26 protein-coding genes are annotated in these 26,328 nt (G+C 58.9%); 3 read left to right on the top strand and 23 right to left on the bottom strand.

Going from position 1 to position 26,328, the window contains the following annotated elements; translation table 11 throughout:
• Positions 1–6: 6 nt before the first annotated feature.
• From thiK to yceD, 18 genes are all read right to left on the bottom strand, one after another.
• Complete coding sequence (gene thiK, locus CE636_RS25030; protein ID WP_004204574.1) at positions 7–834, bottom strand: thiamine kinase; 828 nt, start codon at positions 832–834, stop codon at positions 7–9.
• Complete coding sequence (lpoB, locus tag CE636_RS25025) at positions 815–1,453, bottom strand: penicillin-binding protein activator LpoB (protein WP_072096711.1); 639 nt, start codon at positions 1,451–1,453, stop codon at positions 815–817. Before lpoB ends, thiK begins: the two co-directional genes overlap by 20 nt.
• A gap of 21 nt (positions 1,454–1,474) precedes the next feature.
• Complete coding sequence (locus CE636_RS25020; RefSeq protein WP_004204572.1) at positions 1,475–1,849, bottom strand: YcfL family protein; 375 nt, start codon at positions 1,847–1,849, stop codon at positions 1,475–1,477.
• Between the two features lie 4 nt (positions 1,850–1,853).
• A complete protein-coding gene (gene hinT / locus CE636_RS25015; RefSeq protein WP_004204571.1) occupies positions 1,854–2,210 on the bottom strand; it encodes a purine nucleoside phosphoramidase in 357 nt (118 codons plus the stop codon).
• A 261-nt stretch (positions 2,211–2,471) separates the two neighbouring features.
• Positions 2,472–3,905 (bottom strand): PTS glucose transporter subunit IIBC, encoded by a 1,434-nt coding sequence (gene ptsG, locus CE636_RS25010; protein ID WP_017898953.1) that lies wholly within the window; start codon positions 3,903–3,905, stop codon positions 2,472–2,474.
• A 296-nt stretch (positions 3,906–4,201) separates the two neighbouring features.
• Positions 4,202–4,996 carry a metal-dependent hydrolase gene (locus tag CE636_RS25005; protein WP_004204569.1) on the bottom strand — a complete coding sequence of 265 codons (795 nt, stop codon included), beginning with the start codon at positions 4,994–4,996 and terminating at the stop codon, positions 4,202–4,204.
• A gap of 10 nt (positions 4,997–5,006) precedes the next feature.
• Positions 5,007–6,011, bottom strand: coding sequence for a DNA polymerase III subunit delta' (gene holB / locus CE636_RS25000; protein ID WP_017900729.1), 1,005 nt, complete (start codon positions 6,009–6,011; stop codon positions 5,007–5,009).
• The gene (gene tmk / locus CE636_RS24995) at positions 6,008–6,649 is read right to left on the bottom strand and encodes a dTMP kinase (protein WP_004204566.1); all 642 of its coding nucleotides are present in this window, start codon (positions 6,647–6,649) and stop codon (positions 6,008–6,010) included. The genes holB and tmk overlap by 4 nt, the downstream gene beginning before the upstream one ends.
• Positions 6,639–7,661, bottom strand: coding sequence for a cell division protein YceG (gene yceG, locus CE636_RS24990; protein ID WP_004204565.1), 1,023 nt, complete (start codon positions 7,659–7,661; stop codon positions 6,639–6,641). The genes tmk and yceG overlap by 11 nt, the downstream gene beginning before the upstream one ends.
• Before the next feature lies 1 nt (position 7,662).
• Positions 7,663–8,472, bottom strand: coding sequence for an aminodeoxychorismate lyase (gene pabC, locus CE636_RS24985; RefSeq protein ID WP_017900730.1), 810 nt, complete (start codon positions 8,470–8,472; stop codon positions 7,663–7,665).
• A gap of 125 nt (positions 8,473–8,597) precedes the next feature.
• Entirely contained in the window at positions 8,598–9,839 is a 1,242-nt protein-coding gene (fabF, locus tag CE636_RS24980; protein WP_002900666.1) for a beta-ketoacyl-ACP synthase II, read from the bottom strand.
• 88 nt (positions 9,840–9,927) lie between these two features.
• Positions 9,928–10,164 (bottom strand): acyl carrier protein, encoded by a 237-nt coding sequence (acpP, locus tag CE636_RS24975; RefSeq protein WP_000103754.1) that lies wholly within the window; start codon positions 10,162–10,164, stop codon positions 9,928–9,930.
• Between the two features lie 210 nt (positions 10,165–10,374).
• The gene (fabG, locus tag CE636_RS24970) at positions 10,375–11,109 is read right to left on the bottom strand and encodes a 3-oxoacyl-ACP reductase FabG (protein WP_002899294.1); all 735 of its coding nucleotides are present in this window, start codon (positions 11,107–11,109) and stop codon (positions 10,375–10,377) included.
• A 12-nt stretch (positions 11,110–11,121) separates the two neighbouring features.
• Positions 11,122–12,051, bottom strand: a complete 930-nt coding sequence (gene fabD, locus CE636_RS24965; protein ID WP_017900731.1) for an ACP S-malonyltransferase — start codon at positions 12,049–12,051, stop codon at positions 11,122–11,124.
• A gap of 15 nt (positions 12,052–12,066) precedes the next feature.
• Positions 12,067–13,020 carry a beta-ketoacyl-ACP synthase III gene (locus CE636_RS24960; RefSeq protein WP_002899288.1) on the bottom strand — a complete coding sequence of 318 codons (954 nt, stop codon included), beginning with the start codon at positions 13,018–13,020 and terminating at the stop codon, positions 12,067–12,069.
• A 53-nt stretch (positions 13,021–13,073) separates the two neighbouring features.
• Entirely contained in the window at positions 13,074–14,171 is a 1,098-nt protein-coding gene (gene plsX / locus CE636_RS24955; RefSeq protein ID WP_202821072.1) for a phosphate acyltransferase PlsX, read from the bottom strand.
• A 203-nt stretch (positions 14,172–14,374) separates the two neighbouring features.
• Entirely contained in the window at positions 14,375–14,548 is a 174-nt protein-coding gene (gene rpmF / locus CE636_RS24950) for a 50S ribosomal protein L32 (RefSeq protein WP_000290724.1), read from the bottom strand.
• A 16-nt stretch (positions 14,549–14,564) separates the two neighbouring features.
• On the bottom strand, positions 14,565–15,086 hold the full coding sequence (gene yceD / locus CE636_RS24945; protein ID WP_017900733.1) for a 23S rRNA accumulation protein YceD: 522 nt from the start codon (positions 15,084–15,086) through the stop codon (positions 14,565–14,567).
• A gap of 141 nt (positions 15,087–15,227) precedes the next feature.
• Between yceD and CE636_RS24940 the strand changes: the two genes are divergently transcribed.
• Positions 15,228–15,812: a Maf family protein gene (locus tag CE636_RS24940; RefSeq protein ID WP_004204559.1), complete on the top strand. Its 585-nt coding sequence runs from the start codon at positions 15,228–15,230 to the stop codon at positions 15,810–15,812.
• 37 nt (positions 15,813–15,849) lie between these two features.
• Here CE636_RS24940 and rluC read toward each other — a convergent pair whose 3' ends face one another.
• Entirely contained in the window at positions 15,850–16,803 is a 954-nt protein-coding gene (gene rluC, locus CE636_RS24935) for a 23S rRNA pseudouridine(955/2504/2580) synthase RluC (protein WP_012542245.1), read from the bottom strand.
• Between the two features lie 699 nt (positions 16,804–17,502).
• Here rluC and rne point away from each other — a divergent pair.
• The gene (rne, locus tag CE636_RS24925) at positions 17,503–20,745 is read left to right on the top strand and encodes a ribonuclease E (RefSeq protein WP_017900734.1); all 3,243 of its coding nucleotides are present in this window, start codon (positions 17,503–17,505) and stop codon (positions 20,743–20,745) included.
• A gap of 38 nt (positions 20,746–20,783) precedes the next feature.
• Here rne and CE636_RS24920 read toward each other — a convergent pair whose 3' ends face one another.
• Positions 20,784–21,812: a LysR family transcriptional regulator gene (locus CE636_RS24920; protein ID WP_017900735.1), complete on the bottom strand. Its 1,029-nt coding sequence runs from the start codon at positions 21,810–21,812 to the stop codon at positions 20,784–20,786.
• A gap of 16 nt (positions 21,813–21,828) precedes the next feature.
• Here CE636_RS24920 and CE636_RS24915 point away from each other — a divergent pair, with 16 nt between their 5' ends.
• A complete protein-coding gene (locus tag CE636_RS24915; RefSeq protein WP_017900736.1) occupies positions 21,829–23,043 on the top strand; it encodes an MFS transporter in 1,215 nt (404 codons plus the stop codon).
• Between the two features lie 53 nt (positions 23,044–23,096).
• On the opposite strand, the gene murJ is transcribed toward CE636_RS24915, so the two are convergent.
• From murJ to CE636_RS24900, 3 genes are all read right to left on the bottom strand, one after another.
• Positions 23,097–24,632, bottom strand: coding sequence for a murein biosynthesis integral membrane protein MurJ (gene murJ, locus CE636_RS24910; RefSeq protein ID WP_004204551.1), 1,536 nt, complete (start codon positions 24,630–24,632; stop codon positions 23,097–23,099).
• Positions 24,633–24,743: 111 nt separating this feature from the next.
• On the bottom strand, positions 24,744–25,655 hold the full coding sequence (locus tag CE636_RS24905) for a Gfo/Idh/MocA family protein (RefSeq protein ID WP_025999293.1): 912 nt from the start codon (positions 25,653–25,655) through the stop codon (positions 24,744–24,746).
• 14 nt (positions 25,656–25,669) lie between these two features.
• The gene (locus CE636_RS24900; RefSeq protein WP_004204549.1) at positions 25,670–26,323 is read right to left on the bottom strand and encodes a YceH family protein; all 654 of its coding nucleotides are present in this window, start codon (positions 26,321–26,323) and stop codon (positions 25,670–25,672) included.
• Positions 26,324–26,328 lie beyond the last annotated feature (5 nt).

Raw genomic sequence — 26,328 nt, 5'->3', positions numbered from 1 at the left:
CCTCTCTTATCCTTTGCGTTCGTTGTCTAACTGACACCATGTTTCATCTGCCAGCATGATAAATTGCCGATCCCCGCTCTGCCGCCAGCGCATTTCATACCAGCCCGCCATGAGCAGCAGTACCCACGGACGCCAGCGCGCCACCTGCCGCCATAGCTGCTGCGCGTCGATAGCCGCCCGTCGGGCATATGCCGCCACCAGCTGGCGGCGCTCGTCCGGGGCGATCCACACGGCGGCCAGCTCCAGCGCGATATCGCCATCGCCGGCATATTCCCAGTCAATCAGCTTCAGACCGGCGTCGCTGTGGATAATATTGCCGGCATGGACATCCATATGCAGCGGCGCCAGCCGCAGAGGACGAGGCTCTCCCCGGCGGCACAGCCGCTGATGCCAACGTAGCCAGCGCGGCGTGCGCCGGGCCGGATCGCTCCTCTGCCAGTACTGCGCCAGCAGCGGCCCGAGACTAACACGCCAGCCGAACCGCGGTTGCTGATGCAAATCATACAATAAGCCAGACAGTTGCGGGCAGTCAGGTAACTCGCTTTTCACCTCACCCGCGCAATACTCCACCACCATCCAGCAGGGCGAGTAAAACAGAGGATTGGGCGCCAGCCTGGCAGGCAGCCGGCGCAGCGCACGATACTGACGGCGAAAATAACAGGCAGCGGCAGACGGGTCGTGCGGCTGACGCAGCACTCGTCGCTGGTCGCCATCGCTGATAATCACACTGCCGCCGCTGAGGCCGGTCTGGCTCAGCGAGGCGACAGGATGATAGTGGGGAAAGAAGCGCGACAAGAGCTCGTCGCGCGTTAGCTTATTGTTGCTGAACCGCACCTTTACCTGACCAGATAATCTCGCCGGTTTGCACCAGCATCAACTGCATCTTCAGCTCGGGCGCGTTGACGTTGCCAGTGGCATTGGAATAAAGCACATACTGCGCGCCCACGTTGCGGGCGATGCCCATGGCTTTGCTGCGGCTGCCGAGGCTGTCCTGCGGCGACAGGCCCAGCTGCTGCTTGGCGACCGCCAGCTGCTGCGGTGAAACAAGGGTAAATTTGCCGTTGCCCGCCAGCGCGTTACGTAACGCGGTGGTGGCTTCTCCGGCATTCAGCGAACCGTTGGTGCGGTTGTTCACGCTGTCAACCAGCAGAATACTGCCGGCATTGACCCCGCCCGCCTGCAGCATCTGTCCCACCATCGGCTGCACCGCGCCGTTCCAGTCATAATGACGCACGCGCGGCGCCGGCTGACCCGACTGCTGATCCTGATGCTCAATCGGTCCTGGCTGCGACGGGACGGAGGGCACCGCCGGTACCGTCGGCACCGTGGGCTGCGGCTGCGCAGGCTGCTGCGGCTGCGGTTTGGCCTCTTCTACCGGCGCGGGCTGCTCACGCAGCCCCGCACAGCCTGCGAGGAATATCGCCAGTGCTGTGATTAACGCATAGCGACACATTTTCATCATTATAATTACCCCTTACAGATAAAGATAAAGGCGGGCCTTATGCGCCCCCAGGATATTGGCGCTGCCATACAACGTCACCGAGGAGCGAGCCGGGACCACGATGGTGCGCGGCGCCTCCAGGGGGTGCATCTCCAGCCCTCGGGCGTCATACCAGAAAAAACGATAATGCACGGTGACCGGCTGTTGGCGCTCGTTATACAGCGTAGAGGAGGCGGTAGCCTGTATCTCCGTCGCCACGACGACAGGCTCGCTGGCGCTGATCCCGGCGGCCAGCACGCTCGACTCCATCACCAGCGCTTGCTGGTCAGAAACCGGGATCTCCGGGTGTGAACTACATCCGGCCAGCAGCCCCGCCGCCAGACACGCGCCCAAAAGGGTCCTTAGCATGGCGTTAGCCTTTGTGCGCCAGCATCGGACCCAGCGGACGACCGCCCAGCAGATGCATATGGATATGGTAAACTTCCTGGCCGCCGTGGCGGTTGCAGTTGACGATCAACCGGTAGCCATCGTCGGCGAGGCCTTCATCGCGGGCAATCTTCGCCGCGACGGTCATCATCCGGCCCAGGGCCAGTTCATGTTCGGTGGTGACGTCATTTACGGTAGGAATCAGAACGTTCGGGACAATCAGAATGTGGGTGGGCGCCTGCGGGGAGATGTCGCGAAAAGCGGTCACAAGCTCATCCTGATAAACAATATCCGACGGGATCTCCCGGCGAATGATTTTGCTGAAAATCGTTTCTTCTGCCATGACTGATTCCTTATTAGTTTTATCCCGTACGCTGGCCTGCTTCTGCAGATAAACGCAGACGCACAGGTTCCGGTAAGAGTATGAGCGACATCCTCCCTCTCTTTCAACCTGAAAGCTCTTTTTCTTATTCAACTATAGACTTAGCTGCTGAGGGAATAAGCATTTGGCGGACAGTTAGCAGGGTTATCGCCTCTGGAAGGCCTATCTTGTCACGTAAAAAAGGCAGCCAGTTGGCTGCCTTAGTCTCCCCGATACTACGTCTTAACTGTTACGGATGTACTCATCCATTTCAGTTTTCAGGTTATCGGACTTGGTACCGAAGATGGCCTGTACGCCAGAACCTGCCACTACCACGCCAGCGGCGCCCAGTTTTTTCAGGCCAGCCTGGTCAACTTTCGCTACATCCGCCACGCTAACACGCAGACGAGTAATACATGCGTCGAGGTTGGTGATGTTCTCTTTACCGCCGAAAGCGGCGATCAGAGCCGGAGCCATCTCGCTGGTTGCGCCAGCTTTGCTCTCTACGGTGGTATCTTCACGACCCGGTGTTTTCAGATCCAGGGCTTTAATCAGCACGCGGAAAATGACGTAGTACACGATCGCATAGCAGATACCGACGATCGGGAACAGCCACAGCTTGCTGCTGTTACCGGACAGCACGATAAAGTCGATCAGGCCGTGAGAGAACGAAGTACCGTCACGCATACCCAGCAGGATACAGATCGGGAACGCCAGACCCGCCAGGATGGCATGGATAACGTACAGGATCGGCGCCACGAACATGAACGAGAACTCGATCGGCTCGGTGATACCGGTCAGGAACGAGGTCAGCGCGGCGGAGATCATGATACCGCCCACTTTGGCGCGGTTTTCCGGTTTAGCAGAGTGCCAAATCGCGATAGCCGCTGCCGGCAGACCGTACATTTTGAACAGGAAGCCGCCAGACAGTTTGCCCGCGGTCGGGTCGCCTGCCATGTAGCGCGGGATATCGCCGTGGAATACCTGACCAGCCGCGTTGGTGTATTCGCCGATCTGCATCTGGAAAGGAACGTTCCAGATGTGGTGCAGACCAAACGGCACCAGGCAACGCTCGATGAAACCGTAGATACCAAACGCCACCACCGGGTTCTGATAAGCAGCCCACTGGGAGAAGGTCTGGATCGCGGAACCGATCGGCGGCCAAATGAAGGAGAGGATCACGCCGGTGAAGATAGCGGCCAGACCAGAGATAATCGGTACAAAGCGCTTGCCCGCAAAGAAGCCGAGATATTCTGGCAGCTTAATGCGATAGAAGCGGTTAAACATGTACGCGGCGATAGCACCGGAGATAATACCGCCAAGCACGCCGGTATCAGCCAGGTGTTTTGCCGCAATCTCGTCAGCAGGTAAATGCAGCACCAGCGGCGCAACCACCGCCATGGTTTTCACCATGATGCCGTAAGCTACCACTGCAGCCAGTGCGGATACACCGTCGTTATTGGTGAAGCCGAGGGCCACACCGATAGCGAAGATCAGCGGCATGTTGGCGAAAACTGAACCGCCTGCTTCTGCCATAACGTGGGAGACCACGGCTGGCAGCCAGCTGAAGTTTGCGGAACCGACGCCCAGCAGGATACCTGCGATAGGCAGTACGGATACCGGCAGCATCAGCGATTTACCGACCTTCTGCAGGTTAGCAAATGCATTCTTAAACATAATTGAGAGTGCTCCTGAGTATTTGGTACTTTTTTACGTTTTCACGCATTGGCCCGGGGGGAGAACCGCGCCGTGGACAGGACATCTAAGCGCCCTTTATTTATTACACAGAGTAAAATAATTAACGGGATGATTGTTTGACGGCTATCACGTTTCAATCAGCCTTCCGGTAAAAATTTACATCAGCTTACATAAGTTGTATCCAGATGTTGCCAAAAAACCTTCACCGCCACTTTTGTGGCGGTGAACTTTACTCGCTTTGGCTATTAATTACGAGCCTTAAAATAATAAGCAGATCAAGCAGGTTGCAAGCGGGCGGGGTCAATGTGGAACAGCGTGGCAAAATTGTCGGTGGTCTGCTGAGCCAGTTGCTCCAGCGACACACCCTTCAGTACCGCCATGTATTCAGCAACGTCACGCACCAGCGCCGGCTGGTTCTCTTTGCCGCGATGGGGTACCGGCGCCAGGTATGGCGAATCGGTCTCCACCAGCAGACGATCCAGCGGAACATAGCGCGCCGCATCGCGCAGCTGCTCGGCGTTACGGAAAGTGACGATACCGGAAAACGAGATATAGAACCCCATGTCGAGCAGCTTACCCGCCGTCTCCCTGTCCTCAGTGAAACAGTGTAGTACGCCTCCGCAATCCGTCACCTTTTCTTCGCGTAAAATGGCCAGGGTATCGGCGCGAGCGTCACGGGTATGCACGATCACGGGCTTGTTCAGCTCCCGGCCGATGCGGATATGGTCACGGAACGAAGTTTGCTGCTGGACTTTGGTTTCCGGGGTATAAAAATAGTCCAGTCCGGTCTCTCCCATCGCGACGACGCCCTCTTCCGCCGCCAGCGTGCGCAGTGTCTCCACCTCGTAGGGCTCATCCTGGTTTAACGGGTGCACGCCGCAGGAGAAGACGACGTTGTCACGCCTTCCTACCAGCTCGCGCATACTGCGGTAGCCAGGCAGCGTCGTGGCGACCGCCAGGCAAAATTTCACATCGCGTGCGGCCGCTTTTGCCAGTACGTCATCGACGTTTTTGTGCAGGGTTTGATAATCCAGACCATCAAGATGGCAGTGGGAGTCGACTAAAAACATAATGTCTCACTCAGAGGTGGGAGACGGGTAAAACCGTCCCGGGTTGCAGGTAATGTTCCCAGCGCAGCAGGCGCTCGGTGAGCAGCAGTTCGCGGTTGACGCCGACGACGTTCAGCAATTGCTCGCGGCAGGTACAGACGTCATGGGCAATCGCCTGCAGCCGGGCGGCGGGCAGACTGTGCGCCAGCTGCTCCAGCAGCGGCCAGACATCCGGGTTACTCACCAGGGCAATTCCCTGCTGTCGTTTTTGCGCATCGACCAGCAGCGATGCCAGCCAGTGCAGGCGAACCGCCGCCTGTTCATGATTGAGTATCGGCAGCAGCGCCAGCCAGTCACCGCTCGCCAGTGTGGTCGCCAGCGCCTGACACAGCTGCTGTCGCGCCGTCCACTGCGGCTCTTTAAGCAGTTCGAGCGCGGCGGCCGGCGCGCTGGCGCACAGACGTAACGCGGTCAGCAGCGCCTCCTGCGGCAGGTTCACCTCACGCTCCAGCCAGGCCAGGGCATAAGATTCCGTCGGCGGCGACAGGTGGTGCAGGCGGCAGCGACTGCGCAGGGTGGTCAGCAGACGCGCCGGCTCCTCGCAGGCGAGGAAGAACCAGGTATTTTCCGGCGGCTCCTCCAGCGTTTTCAGCAACGCGTTGGCGGCAGCATCGGTCAGCAAGGCGGCATCGCTAATCCATACCACCTTCGCCCCACCGAGGCGCGCGCGCTCATAGAGCTTGTCGTTGACATCGCGCACCGCGTCAATACCCAGCGCGCTCTTGCCTTTCTCAGGGCTCAGCGGATAGTAATCGGGGTGCGTACCGGCCTGCATCAGCTGGCAGCTGTGGCAGTGACCGCAGCTTTTATGCCCTTCAGGCTGGCGGCACATCAGGAAGCGGCACAGCGCATAAATCAACGCCTCGCCGCCCATCCCGCTCAGAGACTGTAACAGTAAGGCGTGGTGGCCACGTCCGGCCTGATAGCTACCGACCAGTTGTTCGAACGAGGGGCGCAGCCACGGATACCATTTCATGCCGGTTGCTCCGCCATCCACTGGGCGATCGTGGCGCGAATATCGCGCGCGACGGCATCCAGCGGCTGCGTCGCATCCACCGTGCGGATAGAAGGATCTGCCGCAGCCAGCTCAAGGTAGCGCGCGCGGGTACGATTGAAGAAGTTCATCGACTCCTGCTCAATGCGATCCAGTTCACCGCGGGCGCGGGCGCGCTGCAGCCCCACTTCCGGCGTAACGTCGAGGTACAGCGTCAAATCGGGACGAAAATCGCCGAGAACGGCGTCGCGCAGCGTCGCCAGCATCGTGCGGTCAATGCCCCTGCCGCCGCCCTGATAGGCCTGGGTGGAGAGATCGTGACGATCGCCGATCACCCACTGGCCGCGAGCCAGAGCAGGCTTAATCACCGTCTCCACCAGCTGGACGCGCGCCGCGTAAAACATCAGCACTTCCGCTTTATCGTTAATCACTTCATCGCCCGTGGACTGGATATCCAGCACCAGGCTACGCAGTTTTTCAGCAAGGATTGTGCCCCCCGGCTCACGGGTAAACACCATATCGTGAATACCTGCCGACTGCAGCGTCTCCACCACCAGTTGACGTGCGGTGGTCTTCCCGGCGCCCTCGAGCCCCTCGATGACGATATAGTTACTGCGCATTTTTTTCCTTAAGTACTTTCAGATAGTCCTGCACCGCGCGGTTATGGCTGACCAGGTTTGTGGTAAACGTATGGCCCCCTTTCCCGTCGGCGACAAAATAGAGGTATGGTGTTTTCGCCGGATGGGCGGCCGCCTTCAGCGACGCTTCGCCCGGCACCGCGATAGGGCCTGGCGGCAGGCCGCTGATGGTATAGGTATTGTACGCGGTCGGCGTCTCCAGATCCTTACGCGTTAACTTTCCATTATACCCTTCGCCCATCCCGTAGATCACCGTTGGGTCGGTCTGTAAGCGCATGCCGATGCGCAGGCGGTTGATAAATACCGACGCGACGCGATCGCGCTCTTCCGCCACCGCGGTCTCTTTCTCAATAATCGAGGCCATGGTCAACAGCTGATTCTGATCGGCATAGGGCAGATTATCCATCCGTCCTTCCCAAATCTTCGCCACTTCAGTGACCATTTTCTGATGCGCGCGCTTGAGGATGGCGATGTCGCTAGTATTGGCGGTGTACATCCAGGTGTCCGGCCAGAACCAGCCTTCCACCCAGTCGGCATGGTCAAGACCTAACGCCTTAGCCACCGTCGCGTAGCTATCGTCTTCAAGCGTGTGCTTCACGTAGGGAGCATCGCGCAGCTGACGAAGGTAGTCGCTGACGCGCATGCCTTCGACAAAGCGCAGCGGAAACTGCGCCTCTTTGCCGCTGGCCAGCAGCTGCAGCATCTCGCGCACCGTCATTTGCGGCGTGAGGCGATAGGTCCCGGCCTTGAAGTGAGACAGCTCAGGCTCCATCCGCAGCAGCCACTGGAACACGCGCGGGCGATTGATCACCTTCTCGCGATAGAGATCCTGCCCCAGCGCCAGCCGGCCGGTGCCGGCTTCGAGGGTAAAGATGGTCTCTTCTTTAATCAGCAGCTTGCTGTCCGCCAGCTGGCGTACCTTCCACATTCCTGCCGCCGCGGCGATGCCCAACAGCACCACCAGCAACAGGATAAAACGTAACATTTTCTTCATACTAACCAGACAGCTCACACAAAGGGGCTAAAAAATGGTAAAGCTCGCGCGATGACCAGACGGTCTCATCCCAGCGACGAACCGGCACCAGCGGCATCAGCGCATTGCAGATCAGCACTTCATCGGCCTCCCGCAACGCCTCGGGACGCGCTGTCACTTCGACAACGCGAAACGTCGATGGTGCCAGCTGCGCGATACAGCGCTGCCGCATTATGCCGTTGACCCCGGCATAATCGAGTCGCGGAGTAAATACATCCCGTCCCTGACGCCAGAATAAATTCGCGGCACAGCATTCCGTAAGCCACCCGTCACTGTCAAGGACCAGCGCCTCATCGGCGTCCGTCTGTTCAAGATGAGAGCGAATCAGCACCTGCTCCAGACGATTAAGATGCTTCAGGCCAGCCAGCCAGGGGTTGCGCCCCAGGGTCACCGGGCTCCGGGTCAGGGTAATGCCCTCCTCCCGCCAGCGCGCGTAGTGCGCCGGAAGCGGAGAGTCGCTCAGAATACGGGTGGGCGGCGCACAGCCCGCCGTGCTGTATCCCCTTCCCCCAACGCCGCGGGTAAGGGTCACCTTAAGCACGCCCTGCGCGTGCGGTCGAGCCAGACGCTGCATCTCGTCGCTTAGCGTCAGCCAGTCGTCAAACGGGATGCGTAATTTTTCGCAGGTTGTCTGCAAACGCTGCAGATGGGCGTCCAGTAACGCAACCTGTCCATGCTGTATACGGGCAGTGGTAAAACAACCGTCGCCAAACTGGACGGCGCGATCGTTCGCCGCCAGCGTGTCCTGTTCAACGCCATTTATCAAGAACATAAAGGACTCCTTTTCACTGGTCGGTGAGTGTCTCAGGACACGGAGCAGAGGACAAGTGGAGAAAGCCGAATAAAAAAGGCCCGACAATCGGGCCTTTTGTTAAAGCAGTACCGGGGCAAGCCCTGTCACACTTTTTTGAAGATCAGCGAACCGTTAGTGCCGCCAAAGCCGAAGGAGTTGCACAGGGTGTACTCCATACCGGAAACCTGACGCGCTTCGTGCGGAACGAAGTCGAGGTCGCAGCCCTCATCCGGGTTGTCGAGGTTGATCGTCGGCGGAACCGCCTGATCGCGCAGCGCCAGGATAGAGTAAATCGACTCTACCGCCCCTGCCGCGCCCAGCAGATGCCCGGTCATGGATTTGGTGGAGCTCACCAGTACGCGGCTCGCCGCATCGCCGAAGACAGACTTAACCGCCTGCGCTTCCGCTTTATCGCCAGCCGGCGTCGAGGTGCCATGGGCATTGACGTAGCCGATCTGGCCCGGTTCGATGCCCGCATCGCGAATGGCATTCACCATCGCCAGCGCGGCGCCCGCGCCATCTTCCGGCGGTGACGTCATATGGTAAGCATCGCTGCTCATGCCGAAGCCGACGATCTCGGCGTAGATTTTCGCACCGCGTTTTTTTGCGTGCTCGTACTCTTCCAGCACCACCATGCCCGCGCCGTCGCCCAGCACGAAGCCGTCGCGATCTTTATCCCACGGACGGCTTGCCGCCTGCGGGTTGTCATTGCGCGTGGAGAGCGCCCGCGCTGCGCCAAAGCCGCCTACGCCAAGCGGGGTACTGGCTTTTTCCGCACCGCCTGCCACCATCGCATCGGCATCGCCATAGGCGATGATGCGCGCAGCCTGACCGATGTTGTGCACGCCTGAAGTACAGGCGGTCGCGATGGAGATACTTGGTCCACGCAGACCAAACATGATGGTCAGATGGCCGGCCACCATGTTAACAATTGTGGAGGGAACGAAGAATGGGCTGATCTTACGCGGTCCGCCGTTGACCAGCGAACTGTGGTTTTCTTCGATCAAGCCGAGACCGCCAATACCAGAGCCGATTGCGGCACCAATACGGGTAGCATTCTCTTCCGTCACTTCAAGGCCAGAATCCTGCATGGCCTGAACGCCAGCGACAATTCCATATTGAATGAAGGCATCCATCTTGCGCTGCTCTTTGCGCGAGATGATGTCATCACAGTTAAAATCCTTTACTAAGCCAGCAAATTTCGTTGCATAGGCGCTAGTATCGAAATGGTCGATCAGGCTGATGCCACTCTGACCGGCAAGGAGAGCTTTCCAGGTAGACTCTACGGTATTGCCGACAGGAGACAACATGCCCAGTCCGGTCACAACTACACGACGCTTAGACACGTTTGTCCTCCAGGGAGGGAAAATAGATTCTTGTGGGACAAATAAAGATAAAACTCAGGCGGTCGAATGACCGCCTGGAGATGTTCACTTACGCCTGGTGGCCGTTGATGTAATCAATGGCAGCCTGAACGGTGGTGATTTTCTCAGCTTCTTCGTCCGGAATCTCAGTATCAAACTCTTCTTCCAGAGCCATTACCAGCTCAACGGTGTCAAGAGAATCAGCGCCCAGGTCTTCAACGAAGGAAGCATTGTTGGTAACTTCTTCCTGCTTAACGCCCAGCTGCTCGCCGATAATTTTCTTAACGCGTTCTTCGATAGTGCTCATACTCTTAAATTTCCTATCAAAACTCGCTTTCGCGATGGTTTTCGTAGTGTATAAAATGTTGAAAAATTTGCAACTAAATCCCGGCAGGTCTTACCACGATTTTGCGCTATTTTGAGGCCGTTTGCCCTAAGAACGCAAATCTTTTCGCACAAAACCGCACAGAGAACCGTGCGAAGTGCGCGGTTCCTGAACGTTTTGCACAAATCTCAGTCAGACCATGTACATTCCGCCGTTGACGTGCAGGGTTTCACCAGTGATGTAACTTGCTTCGTCAGAGGCTAAAAATGCAACCGCGCTGGCGATTTCATTTGGGGTGCCAAGGCGCCCCGCAGGAACTGCCGCCAGCGTACCCGCACGCTGCTCATCGGTCAGCGCACGCGTCATGTCCGTTTCAATAAAGCCCGGAGCAACAACGTTTACAGTAATACCGCGGGACGCAACTTCACGCGCCAGTGATTTACTGAAGCCGATCAGACCCGCTTTCGCCGCAGCGTAGTTGGCCTGACCCGCATTTCCCATGGTACCAACCACAGAACCGATAGTGATAATACGTCCATGACGCTTTTTCATCATAGCGCGCATTACCGCTTTTGACAGACGGAAAACCGATGACAGGTTGGTTTCGATGATATCGTTCCACTCGTCATCTTTCATGCGCATTAACAGGTTGTCGCGAGTGATCCCGGCATTATTCACCAGGATATCCACTTCGCCAAACTCTGCGCGCACATTTTCCAGAACAGATTCAATAGATGCCGGGTCGGTCACATTCAACATCAGACCTTTACCGTTGGCGCCTAAATAGTCGCTGATCGCCTGCGCGCCGCTTTCGCTGGTCGCAGTACCGATAACTTTCGCGCCGCGGGCGACGAGCGTTTCAGCGATGGCGCGGCCAATACCGCGGCTTGCACCGGTAACCAGCGCGATTTTTCCTTCAAAACTCATGGTTTTCCTCTTTTATTGCTCAAGCGCCGCAGACATCGCCGCCGGCTCGTTAAGCGCGGAAGCGGTCAGGGTGTCAACAATACGTTTGGTCAGGCCGGTGAGGACTTTACCCGGGCCAACCTCATACAGATGCGTTACGCCCTGAGCAGCCATAAACTCAACGGTTTTAGTCCACTGAACCGGACTATACAGCTGGCGTACCAGCGCGTCGCGAATGGCGTCCGGCGCGGTTTCGCACTTCACGTCGACGTTATTTACCACCGGGATCGTCGGCACGTTGAAAGTGATTTTCTGCAGCTCAAGCGCCAGTTTCTCCGCAGCTGGCTTCATCAGCGCACAGTGAGACGGCACGCTCACCGGCAACGGCAGCGCCCGTTTAGCGCCCGCGGCCTTACAGGCGGCGCCTGCGCGTTCAACGGCCTCTTTGTGACCGGCGATAACCACCTGGCCCGGGGAATTGTAGTTCACCGGAGAGACGACCTGCCCTTCGGCCGATTCTTCACAGGCTTTGGCAATAGCCGCGTCGTCCAGACCGATAATCGCTGACATGGCGCCAGTACCTTCCGGTACAGCTTCCTGCATGAATTTGCCGCGCAGTTCAACCAGGCGAACGGCATCAGCGAAAGCGATAACGCCCGCGCAAACCAGCGCGGAGTATTCGCCGAGGCTGTGGCCAGCCAGCAGCGCCGGCGCTTTGCCGCCCTGCTGCTGCCAGACGCGGTACAGCGCCACGGAGGCGGTCAGCAGCGCTGGCTGGGTCTGCCAGGTCTTATTCAGTTCTTCTGCCGGGCCCTGTTGCGTCAGCGCCCACAGATCGTAACCCAACGCTGCGGAAGCTTCACCGAAGGTCTCTTCAATGACCGGCCAGGTCGCCGCCATATCGGCCAGCATGCCTACGGCCTGCGAGCCCTGTCCCGGGAACACAAAAGCAAATTGCGTCATGTTTAAATCCTTATACTAAAAACGAACCAGCGCGGAACCCCAGGTGAAACCGCCACCAAAGGCTTCCAGCAAAATCAGCTGCCCACGTTGAATGCGGCCATCGCGGACGGCCTCATCCAGCGCGCAAGGGACTGACGCCGCTGAGGTGTTGCCATGGCGGTCGAGGGTCACTACGACGTTATCCATCGACATGCCCAGTTTCTTCGCCGTCGCGCTGATGATCCGCAGGTTTGCCTGATGCGGCACCAGCCAGTCCAGCGCAGAACGTTCAAGATTATTCGCGGCCAGCGTCTCATCAACGATGTGCGCTAACTCAGTGACCGCCACTTTGAAGACTTCATTGCCGGCCATCGTCAGATAGATCGGATTTTCCGGATCGACGCGATCGGCGTTCGGCAGGGTCAGCAGTTCGCCATAGCTACCGTCAGCATGCAGATGCGTCGAGATAATGCCAGGCTCTTCGGAGGCGCCCAGCACCACCGCCCCGGCGCCATCCCCGAAAATAATAATCGTCCCGCGATCGGCCGGATCGCAGGTGCGCGCCAGCACATCGGCGCCGACGACCAGCGCATAGTCCACCGCGCCGTTCTTGACATACTGATCGGCGACGCTCAGCGCATAGGTGAAACCGGCGCAGGCGGCCGCGACGTCAAACGCCGGGCAGCCCTTGACGCCCAGCATAGACTGAATCTGGCATGCCGAACTCGGAAACGCGTGCGTGCCGGAGGTGGTCGCAACGATGATCAGACCAATTTGCTCCGCGGACACGCCCGCCATCGCCAGCGCCTGCTTTGCGGCCTCAAAGCCCATCGTAGCAACTGTTTCATGCGCTGCGGCAATACGACGCTCACGGATACCTGTGCGGGTGACAATCCACTCGTCAGAGGTCTCTACCATTTTTTCCAGGTCGGCGTTTGTACGCACTTGCTCGGGCAGATAGCTGCCGGTACCAATAATCTTCGTATACATGTACGCTCAGTCACTCTTGGGTAATATACCCGCCTCGTTCAACCGCCGCGGCGTCAGTGGTGTCCATTCGTCCCGCTTTGCTGTCGGGCGTTCACGTCACTGTCGCTTTCCGGCAGCTCGAAACCAGCTGGGTATAAAGATTCCAGGCGCGCGGCGATCCGTTGGGGAATTTGCCGCTGCACCGCCTGCACTGCCTGCTCTATCGCGACGCTAAAGGCGCGTTGATTGGCAGCACCATGACTCTTGATCACGGAACCGCGCAATCCTAACAGACAGGCGCCATTATACTGGTCGGGGTTGAGGTGACTGAATCGCCTCGCCAGGCTTTTTTGTAACCAACGTTTTAGTAACAGCAGCCACCACGACCGTTTTTTGCCCTCTCCCTGAGATTTCAGCAGTGAAAGGAACATTCTGACAACACCTTCCATGGTTTTTAATGTGACGTTGCCCGTGAATCCATCACAAACCAGCACATCGGTTTTTCCGGTCAACAGTTCATTGGCTTCAAGATAGCCGATGTAGTTGAGGGAAGGCAGCGTTTTGAGCACTGCGGCAGCATCGCGGATACTGCTGAGGCCTTTCATCTCTTCTTCGCCGATGTTCAGCAAGGCGACGCGAGGATTGGCAATGCCGACCACCTCTTCCGCCAGCACGGCCCCCATCACCGCGAACTGCACCAACATCGTGCTGTCGCAATCGACGTTGGCGCCGAGATCCAGCACCACGGTTTTGCCCTTCTGCTGGTGCGGCAGCACCGTCACCAGCGCCGGCCGCTCAATACCTTCAATCGGTTTGAGCATCAGTTTCGCCAGGCCCATCAGCGCGCCGGTGTTGCCGGCGCTGACGCAGGCTTCCGCCCGCCCTTCTTTCACAAGCTCCAGCGCCACGCGCATTGAGCTTCCGCGACTGCTGCGGATAGCCTGTGCGGGTCGCGCATCACTGGCAATAACTGACTGCGCAGGAATAATCTGCAGACGCGAACGTTGTTCGAAGTCAGCTTTGGCGAGTAATGGCGTGATGGCGTCGGGATCGCCGACTAAAAGAAGTGTGAGTTGCGAATTAGAGTTCAGTGCCTGCAGTGCTGCAGGCACTGTCACGGATGGGCCGAAATCGCCCCCCATGACATCTAACGCCAGGGTTAGACGTGTCAAGGTATCGTCGCTGCCCGGTTCGGTGATTCCCCAGTCGCCCGGGGAGTCCTCACTAAGCTTCATCACGCTGGCACCCGCGAATTTTCACGCTGCAGACGCAACAATCCGGGCATTGACGCCTCTGGTTACCGGGTTAACCGAGTGCCCAGGTACGTACACGCCCGCCATGGCCTGCAACGGGAAATCCTGCGAGTATCGCGTGATTACTTAGCGATAACCTTGCGACCGCGGTAGAAACCGTCGGCAGTGATGTGGTGACGCAGGTGTTTCTCACCAGAAGTTTTGTCTACAGACAGGCTGGTGACTGCGGTCAGCGCGTCATGGGAACGACGCATGCCACGTTTGGAACGGGTTGGTTTATTCTGTTGTACGGCCATGGACCTTACTCCTCAATTACTTACGCTTTAAGCTGGCTAATACGGCAAATGGGTTTGGTTTTTGTGCCTCTTCAGGCAGTTCGCCAAAGACCATGTCCGCGTCGGACACTTCACAGTGTTCAGAATCATGCACCGGAACTACGGGCAGGGAGAGGATAATTTCATCCTCGACCATTGCCTGCAGGTCGATTTCACCGAATTCGTTAACCTCAATCGGCTCATACGCTTCCGGTAGTGCTTCGGCCTGTTCGTCATTTCTGACGGGGCTAAAACAATACGTGGTGTGGACGTGATGGGAGAACGGTTTCCCGCAACGCTGGCATTCGAGGGTTACCGTCACCTTCGCATCGCCTGTAATAACGGCGAGACGCTGGTTATCGATAGCGAACGACATGCTGCATTCCACATCGCTGTCCACGCTGACTACAGAATCGGCTACACGTTCAACCTGATCGCGGGCATAGATGCCTTCGTAATCAAGGCGTTTTTGAGCCGTGCGTACCGGATCAAGAGTCAGGGGTAATTTTACCTTTTGCATAGGGCGCGCATATTAACTTTGTAATGTCATAGAGTCAAAGAAAAAGGCAGCCTCAGGTTGCCTTTTGCCATTTATTCGCACACATTGCGGCGCATAGTTTAAGATGATGCTCTGCGAAGCGCTATATGTGGATGAAAAAATATGTCTCAACTTATCCTGGCGTCAACCTCTCCCTGGCGGCGCATGCTGCTGGAAAAACTGGGGTTACCATTTGAATGTGCGGCGCCTGACGTCGACGAAACGCCCCGCCCTGAAGAATCCGCGCGTCAGCTTGTCACCCGGCTGGCGCAGGCCAAAGCGCAGAGCCTGGCTTCGCGCTACCCCAATCACCTTATTATAGGCTCCGATCAGGTTTGCGTATTGGACGGTGAGATCACCGGCAAACCGCACACCGAGGAAAATGCCCGCAGGCAGTTGAGAAAGGCGAGCGGGTCGATCATTACCTTTTATACTGGCCTCGCGCTGTACAACTCCGCCAGCGGTCATCTGCAAACCGAATGCGAGCCCTTTGACGTCCACTTCCGGCATCTCAGCGATAAAGAGATCGAAGGCTATGTGCGTAAAGAGAACCCGCTGCAGTGCGCCGGGAGTTTTAAGAGCGAGGGGTTAGGTATTACGCTGTTCGAACGGCTGGAAGGCCGCGATCCGAATACGCTGGTCGGTTTACCCTTGATCGCGCTCTGTCAGATGCTGCGCCGCGAAAATTACAACCCGCTGTTAGGCTGAGGTAAAAAAAACGGCGGAACTGATTCCGCCGTTGCACTTATTTGCTCTTCCGTAGCACCTGTAGACAGTGCTTCAGCTGGTTATCCAGCGGCGCCTCAACGCGCATCACCTCCCCGCTCCCCGGGTGGGTAAACTTCAGCGCAGCAGCGTGGAGGAACAGGCGGTTTAAACCGGTACCAGAGAGTTGCTTGTCAAATTCGCGGTCGCCATAGCGGTCGTCAAAGGCGATAGGATGGCCGGCATACTGGGTATGAACGCGAATCTGATGCGTGCGTCCGGTGACCGGACTGCAGCGCACCAGAGTGGCGAATTCATAACGCTCTTCCACTTTGAAGCGCGTCTCTGACGGCTTGCCTTCCTGACTCACGCGGACGATTCTCTCGCCGCTCTGCAGAATGTTCTTCAACAGCGGGGCCTGCACCACTTTTGTATGCGACTGCCACTGGCCGCGCACCAGCGCCAGATAGTCTTTCTGCATGCCTTTATCACGCAGCTGCTCGTGCAGCGAACGCAGCGCCGAGCGCTTTTTCGCCACCAGCAGCACGCCAGAGGTATCGCGGTCGAGCCGATGTACCAGCTCAAGGAAGCGCGCCTCCGGGCGCAGGGCGCGCAGCCCTTCAATCACGCCGAAGCTCAGGCCGCTGCCGCCATGTACCGCGGTACCGGATGGCTTATTGAGGACCAGAATATGATCGTCTTCATAGAGGATCACCTCAGAGAGCGCCGCCACTTTCTGCAGATGCGGCGATACCGCCTCTTCTTCACGTTCCGCCACACGCACCGGCGGGATACGGACTTCATCGCCCGCTTCCAGCTTATACTCCGGCTTCACGCGTTTTTTATTCACCCGCACCTCGCCTTTACGCAGGATGCGATAAATCATGCTCTTCGGTACGCCTTTCAATTGGGTACGCAAAAAGTTGTCGATACGTTGCCCCGCTTCATCAGCAGCAATGGCAACCATTTTTACGGTTGGGGTCTCAGTTTTCATGGTGCGCGATTCTAAATAGCCGGACGCATTAGCGCCACTCATTTTTATATGCTTATATTTATCATTATCCTGTTTTCACGGTTTGCCTGACCGCCATATTGTTTGTTATTAGAACAATCTGTATGGGCAGGTGATAAAACTGTGAGTAACCGGGTGATAAAAGGTGAAAGTCAACTTGCTATAACAAGGTTAGCAATGGAATAATGAGACCGTTTTCCGTATTGCATCTTGTTAGAACAAGACATTAGCGGAATGACCAGTTTTGTCTGACCGATCGCCCACGCAGCAATGGCGTAAGACGTTGTGATCTTTCAGACAGTTAGCGGGCTGCGGGTTGCAGTCCTTACCGGTACAGGCTCTATGGATTTCAAGTCGCAGGAAGGCGTCAACTCCGGGACTCCCGGGAGCTCATCTGGATCCGCTGATCGAGGTGAGCAGGTTAAGCCATCATGCCTGCAACGCGAAAGACGACGAGTATAAATGGAATATTCTCTGGTGATACATCCCAGGCTGTTCCCCTGAATAATTGCGCTGTGTTTCCGTTTGAAACACAGGCGACCGACACTCTGCGCCTCTTAAGCGCGCGACAACCGTGAGGTTGGCGACGTGAACCAGACACGAGGCCATCGGTTTTCCCCCGGAAAGGCATTACTCTGCCCGCAGCTTAGTCGTCAATGTAAGAATAATGAGTAAGTTACGATGAAAAGAATGTTAATCAACGCAACTCAGCAGGAAGAGTTGCGCGTCGCCCTTGTTGATGGGCAGCGCCTGTACGACCTGGATATCGAAAGCCCCGGGCACGAACAGAAAAAAGCGAACATCTACAAAGGCAAAATCACCCGTATTGAACCCAGCCTTGAAGCCGCGTTTGTTGATTACGGCGCCGAGCGTCATGGTTTCCTCCCCCTCAAAGAAATCGCCCGCGAATACTTCCCCGCCAACTACAATGCGCACGGCCGTCCTAATATTAAAGACGTACTGCGTGAAGGTCAGGAAGTTATCGTGCAGATTGATAAAGAAGAACGCGGCAACAAAGGCGCTGCGCTCACCACCTTTATCAGCCTTGCGGGCAGCTATCTGGTATTGATGCCGAACAACCCGCGCGCGGGGGGAATTTCCCGCCGTATCGAGGGCGACGACCGTACCGAACTGAAAGAAGCGCTGGCGAGCCTGGAGCTTCCGGACGGCATGGGCCTTATCGTTCGCACCGCTGGCGTCGGCAAATCTGCCGAAGCCCTGCAGTGGGACCTGAGCTTCCGTCTGAAACACTGGGAAGCGATTCAGAAAGCCGCGGAAAGCCGTCCGGCGCCGTTCCTTATCCACCAGGAAAGCAACGTCATTGTCCGCGCCTTCCGTGACTATCTGCGCCAGGATATCGGCGAAATCCTGATCGATAATCCGAAAGTGCTCGAGCTGGCGCGCCAGCATATCGCTGCGCTGGGTCGTCCGGATTTCAGCAGCAAAATCAAACTGTACACCGGTGAAATCCCGCTGTTCAGCCACTACCAGATCGAATCCCAGATTGAATCCGCCTTCCAGCGTGAAGTGCGTCTGCCGTCCGGTGGCTCTATCGTCATCGACAGCACTGAAGCGCTGACCGCGATCGATATCAACTCGGCCCGCGCCACCCGCGGCGGCGATATCGAAGAGACGGCGTTCAACACCAACCTCGAAGCAGCTGACGAGATTGCCCGTCAGCTGCGTCTGCGCGACCTCGGCGGCCTGATCGTTATCGACTTTATCGATATGACCCCGGTTCGCCATCAGCGCGCTGTGGAGAACCGTCTGCGCGAAGCCGTCCGTCAGGACCGGGCGCGCATTCAGATCAGCCATATCTCGCGCTTCGGCCTGCTGGAGATGTCCCGCCAGCGCCTGAGCCCGTCGCTGGGCGAATCCAGCCACCACGTCTGCCCGCGCTGCTCCGGCACCGGCACCGTGCGTGATAACGAATCGCTGTCGCTCTCTATTCTGCGTCTGATTGAAGAAGAAGCGCTGAAAGAGAACACCAAAGAAGTGCACGCCATCGTTCCGGTACCGATCGCCTCCTATCTGCTGAACGAAAAACGTGCCGCGGTGAGCGCTATCGAATCCCGCCAGGGCGATGTGCGCGTTATTATCGTGCCAAACGACGAAATGCAGACGCCGCACTACTCCGTCCTGCGCGTGCGCAAAGGTGAAGAGACCTCAACGCTTAGCTACCTGCTGCCGAAGCTGCATGAAGAAGAGATGGCGCTGCCGGGCGACGATGAGCCGGCAGAACGGAAACGTCCGGAACAGCCGGCCCTGGCCGCTTTTGTCATGCCTGACGCGCCGCCAGCCCCGATGCTTGAAGAGCCTGTCGCCGCTCCTGTCGCCGCAGCGGCACCGGTCGCGGCCACCGCACCGGCGCAGCCTGGCCTGCTCTCACGCTTCTTCAGCGCGCTGAAGAATATCTTCTCTGGCGCCGAAGAGGCCAAACCGGCTGAGGTTAAGGTCGAGAAGAAAGCGGAAGAAAAACCGGAGCGTCAGCAGGAGCGCCGTAAACCGCGCGCCAACAACCGCCGCGATCGCAACGACCGCCGTGAAAACCGCGACAATCGTGACAACCGCGATAACCGCGATAACCGTGACAATCGTGACACTCGTGCGGACAATGCCGAGGGCCGTGAACCGCGCGAATCGCGTGAAGAGAACCGTCGCAACCGTCGTGAGAAGCCGTCGCAGAATGTGGAAGCCCGTGATGTTCGCCAGACCTCAGGCGACGACGCGGAGAAAGCGAAATCTCGTGACGAGCAGCAGCCGCGCCGCGAACGCACCCGCCGCCGCAATGACGACAAACGTCAGGCGCAGCAGGAAGCCAAAGCGCAGACTCGCGAAGAGCCGGTAGCGCAGGAGACGGAGCAGGAAGAGCGTGTGCAGACCCTGCCGCGTCGTAAACCGCGCCAGCTGGCACAGAAAGTACGCGTTGAGTCCGCTGTCGTTGAGCAGGTTGCCGAGATCGTGCCAGAAGCCGTAGTGGCGGAAGTTATCGCTCCGCGCAGCGAGCCGGTGAAAGCCGAGCTGCCAGCAGTAGTGGAGAGCGTGGCGGACCAGGACGAAAATGGCGAATCCCGTGAAGCGAACGGTATGCCGCGTCGCTCACGTCGTTCCCCGCGTCACCTGCGCGTCAGCGGTCAGCGTCGTCGTCGCTATCGTGACGAACGCTATCCGACCCAGTCGCCAATGCCGCTGACCGTAGCCTGCGCATCGCCGGAGATGGCTTCCGGTAAAGTCTGGATCCGCTACCCGGTGGTTCGTCCGCAGGAGCAGCAGCCGGAAGAGGTTCAGGTTCAGAACGACAACGTCGTGGAAACCGTCGCGGCCGTCGCGACCCCGGTTGCCATCGTTGAAACCGTTACCGCTGCCCCGGTCACCGTCGAGCCGGCTACCATGGAGCCGGTTACCGCCGAGCCTGTGGTCGTCGAGCCGGTCGTAGCCGCCGAGCCGGTGGTGGTTGATGCTGCGGAGGGTGTCGCGCCAGCAGCCGTCGAGCCAGCGCCGCAGGAGCTGGTCACCGAAGCGCCGGCTGTCGAAGCGCCTCAGGCTTTCGCGCCAGCTACGCTCGACGCCGAGCCGGTTGTGGTAGAACCTGAAGTGGTGGAAACGGCGCCTGTCGTTGAAGCGCCAGTGGAAACCATCGCGCCGGCGGCGGAAACCGCAGTTGAAGCACCGGTTGTCGAAGCCGCGCCTGTCGAGCCGGTCAAAGTCGAGCCTCCGGTGAGCAAGCCGGTAGTGGTGGCGGGTCATCGCCATGCCACCGCGCCAATGACCCGTGCGCCAGCGCCGGATTATGTCCCGGAAGCGCCGCGCCACAGCACCTGGGTGCGCCCGCCATTCGCCTTTGAAGGCAAAGGCGCCGCCGGCGGTCATAGCGCGACCCATAAAGCCACCGCTGAACCGACCCGCCCACAGCCCGTCGAGTAAGCGTGCTAAATAAAAAACCGGCCTCCTGGCCGGTTTTTTTATGCGCTTTGCGGAGGCTGCATGCCGGCGAGGTCCGGCATGATCTCCCGCATCAGGTCGAGGAATTTACGCAGCCGCGTCGGATAATAGCGCGCCCAGGGATAGACCAGGTGGACCGGCAGCGAGGCGGGACGCCACTGCGGGAACAGCTCTGTCAACCTTCCGGCAGCAAGATCCTCCGCCACGGCCCAGCTGGACACCATCGCCACCCCCAGCCCCGCCAGCGCAGTGTTACGCGCGACGTAAAGGCTGTCGGTGCTCAGGCAGGGGGTAATCGCCGTGGAGACGATCTGCCCGCTGGCCTGATGTCGGAGCCGTACCTCATGCTGATAAAAGGTGTTAATGGCGATCCACGGCAGGCCGGATAACGCCTCCAGCGAGGTTAACGGCGGGTACTTCGCCAGCAGTTCAGGGGAGGCTACCACGCAGCGCGGCACTTCCGCCAGCAGCACTGAGACCGTGGCCGGATCCACCTCCGCCCCCACGCGAATGGCGCAGTCGATATTATCGCTGAGAAAGTCGACAGTATTATCATTCAGCATCCACTCCACCGACAGCTGCGGATGACGCTGGAGAAAGGCGACCAGCGGCCCCAGCAGCTGCTGCTGGCCAAAAGCGTGCGGCGCCCTCACCCGCAGCACCCCCACCGGCCGATCGTCGGCAATACGCAGGTCATCTTCCAGCGCCAGCCAGGCATCCACCAGCTGGCGGGCATGACGGTAGCAGCGTTCGCCATCGTCAGTGAGCTTCATCGCATGGGTGGTACGCAGGATCAGCTTAACCCCCAGCAGCCCTTCAAGGGACTGCAGGCGGCGGCTGACGGTCGCCTGGGTGGTCTCCATCTGCCCCGCCGCGGCGGAGAGCGACCCTGCCTCTATAATACGAATATAGGTGCGCATCAGCTCAATGCGATCTATACGCTCCTGTCTTTTCATTTTTCTTTTGCCTATACGTGCTACGTATAACCGTTTTACCACCAGCCCGGCTACCGCGCCAGCCGCATTCAGGGAAAAATAGCCCCATCGCATTCACGAGGTATTGATCATGACACCGACTTCCCTTTCCACCCGCGACGCAGGCTGGATTATCTTCATTCTCGCGCTCGGCGCCGGCTTTAGCGTCGCCTCTATCTACTACGCGCAGCCGCTGCTGCCGTTGATGGGCGCCAATCTCCACCTGACGGTAGAAGGTATGGGTCTGGTCCCTACTCTGACGCAGGCGGGTTATGCGCTCGGCATTCTGTTCCTGCTCCCGCTCGGCGACCGCCACGATCGCCGCCGGCTGATTTTGGTGAAAAGCGCGCTGCTGGCGCTCCTGCTGCTCCTGTGCAGCCTCACCGGCCAGCTCAGCTCACTGCTGGTGGTCAGTCTGCTGATCGGTATGGCGGCGACCATGGCGCAGGATATCGTCCCTGCGGCGGCGATCCTCGCCCCGGCGGGCAAGCAGGGCAAAATGGTGGGCACGGTGATGACCGGGCTGCTGCTGGGGATCCTGCTTTCCCGGACGGTCAGCGGCGTGGTGGGCGCAGTGTTCGGCTGGCGGGTGATGTATCAGGCGGCGGCGGTCAGCGTGGCGCTGATTGGCCTGGTGATGTGGCGGGTGCTGCCGCGCTTCGCCGTTCACTCGACGCTGAGCTATCCGCAGCTGATGGCCTCAATGGCGCATCTGTGGCAGCGCTACCCGGCGCTACGCCGCGCTGCGCTGGCTCAGGGGGCGCTCTCTGTCGCCTTCAGCGCCTTCTGGTCGACGCTGGCGGTGATGCTCTCCGAACACTATCACATGGGCAGTGCGGTAGCGGGCGGCTTTGGTATCGCCGGGGCTGCCGGGGCGCTGGCCGCGCCGCTGGCCGGCGGACTGGCCGATAAATTTGGTGCCGGTAAAGTGACTCAAATGGGGGCGGCGCTGGTCACCGTCTCCTTCGCCCTGATGTTTATACTGCCGCTGCTGCCACTGCATGGCCAGCTGGCGCTGATTGCCCTGTCGGCGATTGGCTTCGACCTTGGCCTGCAGTCAAGCCTGGTGGCGCATCAGAACCTGGTGTATGGCCTCGAGCCGCAGGCCCGCGGCCGCCTTAACGCCCTGCTGTTTACCGTGGTCTTCATCGGGATGTCGCTGGGGTCGGTGCTGGGCAGCAAGCTGTACGTGCTGGCCGGCTGGAACGGGGTGGTTACCCTGGCGGTGGTCAGCGGGGCGATCGCCCTGGCAATCCGCCTGCTGGAGAATGCCCGTATCGTCGCTGCCGAACGCCGCGCATCATAAAAAAACCCGCTTCGCCTGAGGCGAAGCGGGTTCATCCATTCCCGCACAACCGCTTAGGCTGTACGTCGGGCAAACTCTTTCACGCGGAAGCCCAACAGCAGCAGTGTGGCGAAATAGGCCACCACCCCGGCGACAACCACCACCAGCAGGCGCATCAGACGGAACGGCATCGTCCCCAGCGACCACTCCGGCATGATATGCATGACGCCCAGCAGCGCCGCAGCCATAACCAGCACCGCAGCAATCAGACGCAGCAGGAAGGCCAGCCAGCCCGGTTGCGGGGTAAAGATCTTCTGTTTACGCAACTGCCAGTAAAGCAGCGCGGCGTTCAGGCAGGCCGCCAGGCCAATGGACAGCGACAGACCCGCATGCTTCAGCGGGCCGATAAACGCCAGGTTCATCACCTGGGTCATAATCAGGGTGACAATAGCAATCTTGACCGGGGTCTTGATGTCCTGGCGGGAATAGAAGCCCGGCGCCAGCACCTTCACCACGATAAGCCCCATTAGTCCCACGGAATAGGCCACCAGCGCGCGCTGGGTCATTGCCGCATCAAAAGCGCTAAATTTGCCGTACTGGAACAGGGCCACGGTCAGCGGTTTGGCGAGGATCCCCAGTGCCACCGCGCTCGGCAGCGCCAGCAGGAAGCAGAGACGCAGCCCCCAGTCCATCAGCCGGCAATACTCGTCATGATTACCGCTGGCGAAGCTTTTTGACAGCGATGGCAGCAGGATAGTGCCGAGCGCCACTCCCAGGACACCGGACGGAAACTCCATCAGACGGTCGGCGTAGTACATCCAAGACACCGATCCCGACACGAGAAACGAAGCGAAGATAGTATTGATAATAAGGGAGATCTGGCTTACCGACACGCCAAGGATCGCCGGCCCCATCTGCTTCACCACCCGCATCGCGCCGGCATCTTTCAGATTGATGCGCGGCAGGACCAGCATGCCAATTTTCTTCAGGTGCGGCAGCTGGTAGGCCAGCTGTAGCACGCCGCCGACCGTGACCGCCCAGGCCAGGGCCAGCACCGGCGGATGAAAGTACGGTGCGGCAAACAGCGCAAAGCCAATCATGCTGACGTTGAGGAACGTCGGCGCAAAGGCCGGCACCGAGAAGCGGTTCCAGGTATTAAGGATCGCCCCCACCAGCGAGGCGAGGGAGATCAGCAAAATATAGGGGAAGGTAATGCGCAGCAATTGGGTAGTCAGCGCAAATTTATCGGCGGTATCAGCAAACCCGGGGGCGGTGATGGTGATCACCCACGGCGCCGCCAGCATCCCGATAACGGTGACGATCGCCAGGGCCAGGGTCAGCAATCCGGAGACATACGAGACAAACACCCGGGTGGCATCTTCGCCCTGCTTGCTTTTATATTCGGCAAGGATCGGTACAAACGCCTGAGAGAAGGCGCCTTCGGCAAAAATACGCCGCAGCAGATTAGGCAGTTTAAAGGCGACGAAAAAGGCGTCGGTCGCCATCCCGGCGCCAAAAATGCGCGCCACAATCGCATCGCGGGCAAAGCCCAGCACGCGCGAAAACATGGTCATCGAACTGACGGCCGCCAGTGATTTTAAAAGGTTCATTACGCTGTTATTCCAAACCCTGGAGTAAAACGCCCGCAAATGCGGGCGCTGGAAAGTGGCGATAGTCTACCGGGTTCAACATGAATTACTACTGTCAGTTGTTACAACGGATTATTCGCTGATGGCGTCGCGCCAAAGTTTGTCGACCACCCGCTGAGCCAGCAGCGCCTGTTCGCCTGCGGTTTCAGGAACCGTCTGATTTTGCACGCATTCGATAAAATGGCGCGCGCAGCCGACAAAGCCGCGCTGCTCAAGGGTGGTTTGCCAGCTGGCGACCGGGCGCTGGACCACGCCGTGACCGCACTCCTCCTGCCATTCGCGCATCTCGCTGACGGCATATAGCCCGCCATCCGTAACCGCCTGCACCCACTCGCGCTGGCTGCCTGCGCGGCGGTGCATGCTGGTGGTGACCTGCAGCCGGGGCGAACTGAACTGGTGTTCGGCATACAGCATCTCGCCCTGCGGAGTGATCTGTAGCGCGCCACCGCGCAGACGCGCCTGACCGTCGGCCAGCCATAGCGCGGTATCCACCACGTGCAGATAGTCATCAAGCAGGGTAAAGCGCAGATCGTTGCCCACGCTATCGCTGCGGTGCTTATCCATCCGCAGCGAGGCCGCCTCGCCCAGCCGCCCCTTCAGCTCCCGATAGAGCGGTGCGAAGCGGCGATTGAAACCGACCATCAGCGTCAGACGACGCCGCGCCGCCAGCTCGACCAGCGTCTCCGCCTCACTCAGCTTGTCCGCCAGCGGTTTATCCACGCAAACATGAACCCCGGCATTCAGCAAATGATTCACCACTTCATAATGTGAAGCCGTCGACGTATGAACAAAGACCGCATCGCACTGCGCCGCCAGGGCATCCAGCGATTCAACGTATGGCATTCGCCAGGTTTCGCAAACCCGCAGCGCCTTCTCTTTTCCCGGCGACCAGGCCGCCTGCAGCGTCCAGCTTTCCGCCGCCCCCAGAACCGGCAGCCACGCTTTCTGCGCAATACCGCCCAGGCCAACCACCCCGATGCGCAATCTTGTCCCCACGTTTAGTCCCCCAGATGGTGTAACAGCGAATCGAGGCGCGCTTTCAGCTCCGCCACCTCGCCTTCCAGCGCTTCAACCCTGGCACGCAGATCGTCTTCCTCTTCCAGCGGCGAGAGTGCTTCCACTGTCGTGATCAGTGTGTCCATGTCGTCGCAAAACAGATGCATATAGCGGCTTTCCCGTTTCCCCGGCTCCCGGGGCAGACGGGCGACAAAGGGACCATCTTCGCGGGTCGCCAGCCCTTCCAGCACGCTTTCCACTTCCGCCATATCGCTGAACTCATGCATCCGCTGCGCCCGACTGCGTAATTCACCCGGCGTCTGGGCGCCGCGCAGCAGCAGCGTCGTCACCACCGCCACCTCGCCGGCGCTGAGCTTCAGATCGCCAAATTCGGAGTTGCAAAAGCGCTGCTCATACTTAGTGACCCGATTGCCGAAGCCACTGACCGTACGCAGATAATGGCGTTTCACCAGGGTATCCAGCAGAGCCTGGACTTCGCCTTCGCTCAGCGACATCACCGGCTCGCGGTTGGTTTTCTGATTGCAGGCGGTCACTACGGCGTTCACCGACAGCGGATACTGCTCGGGCGTGGTGACCTGCTTTTCCAGCAGACAGCCAATGACGCGCGCTTCGTGCGCGGTTAACTGATATTTCATCCTCT

It is taken from the genome of Klebsiella sp. LY, assembly GCF_004010915.1.
GTDB lineage: Bacteria > Pseudomonadota > Gammaproteobacteria > Enterobacterales > Enterobacteriaceae > Klebsiella > Klebsiella quasipneumoniae.
The sequence above is the reverse complement of the archived record's forward strand: the minus strand, read 5'-3'. Positions and strand labels throughout refer to the sequence as shown.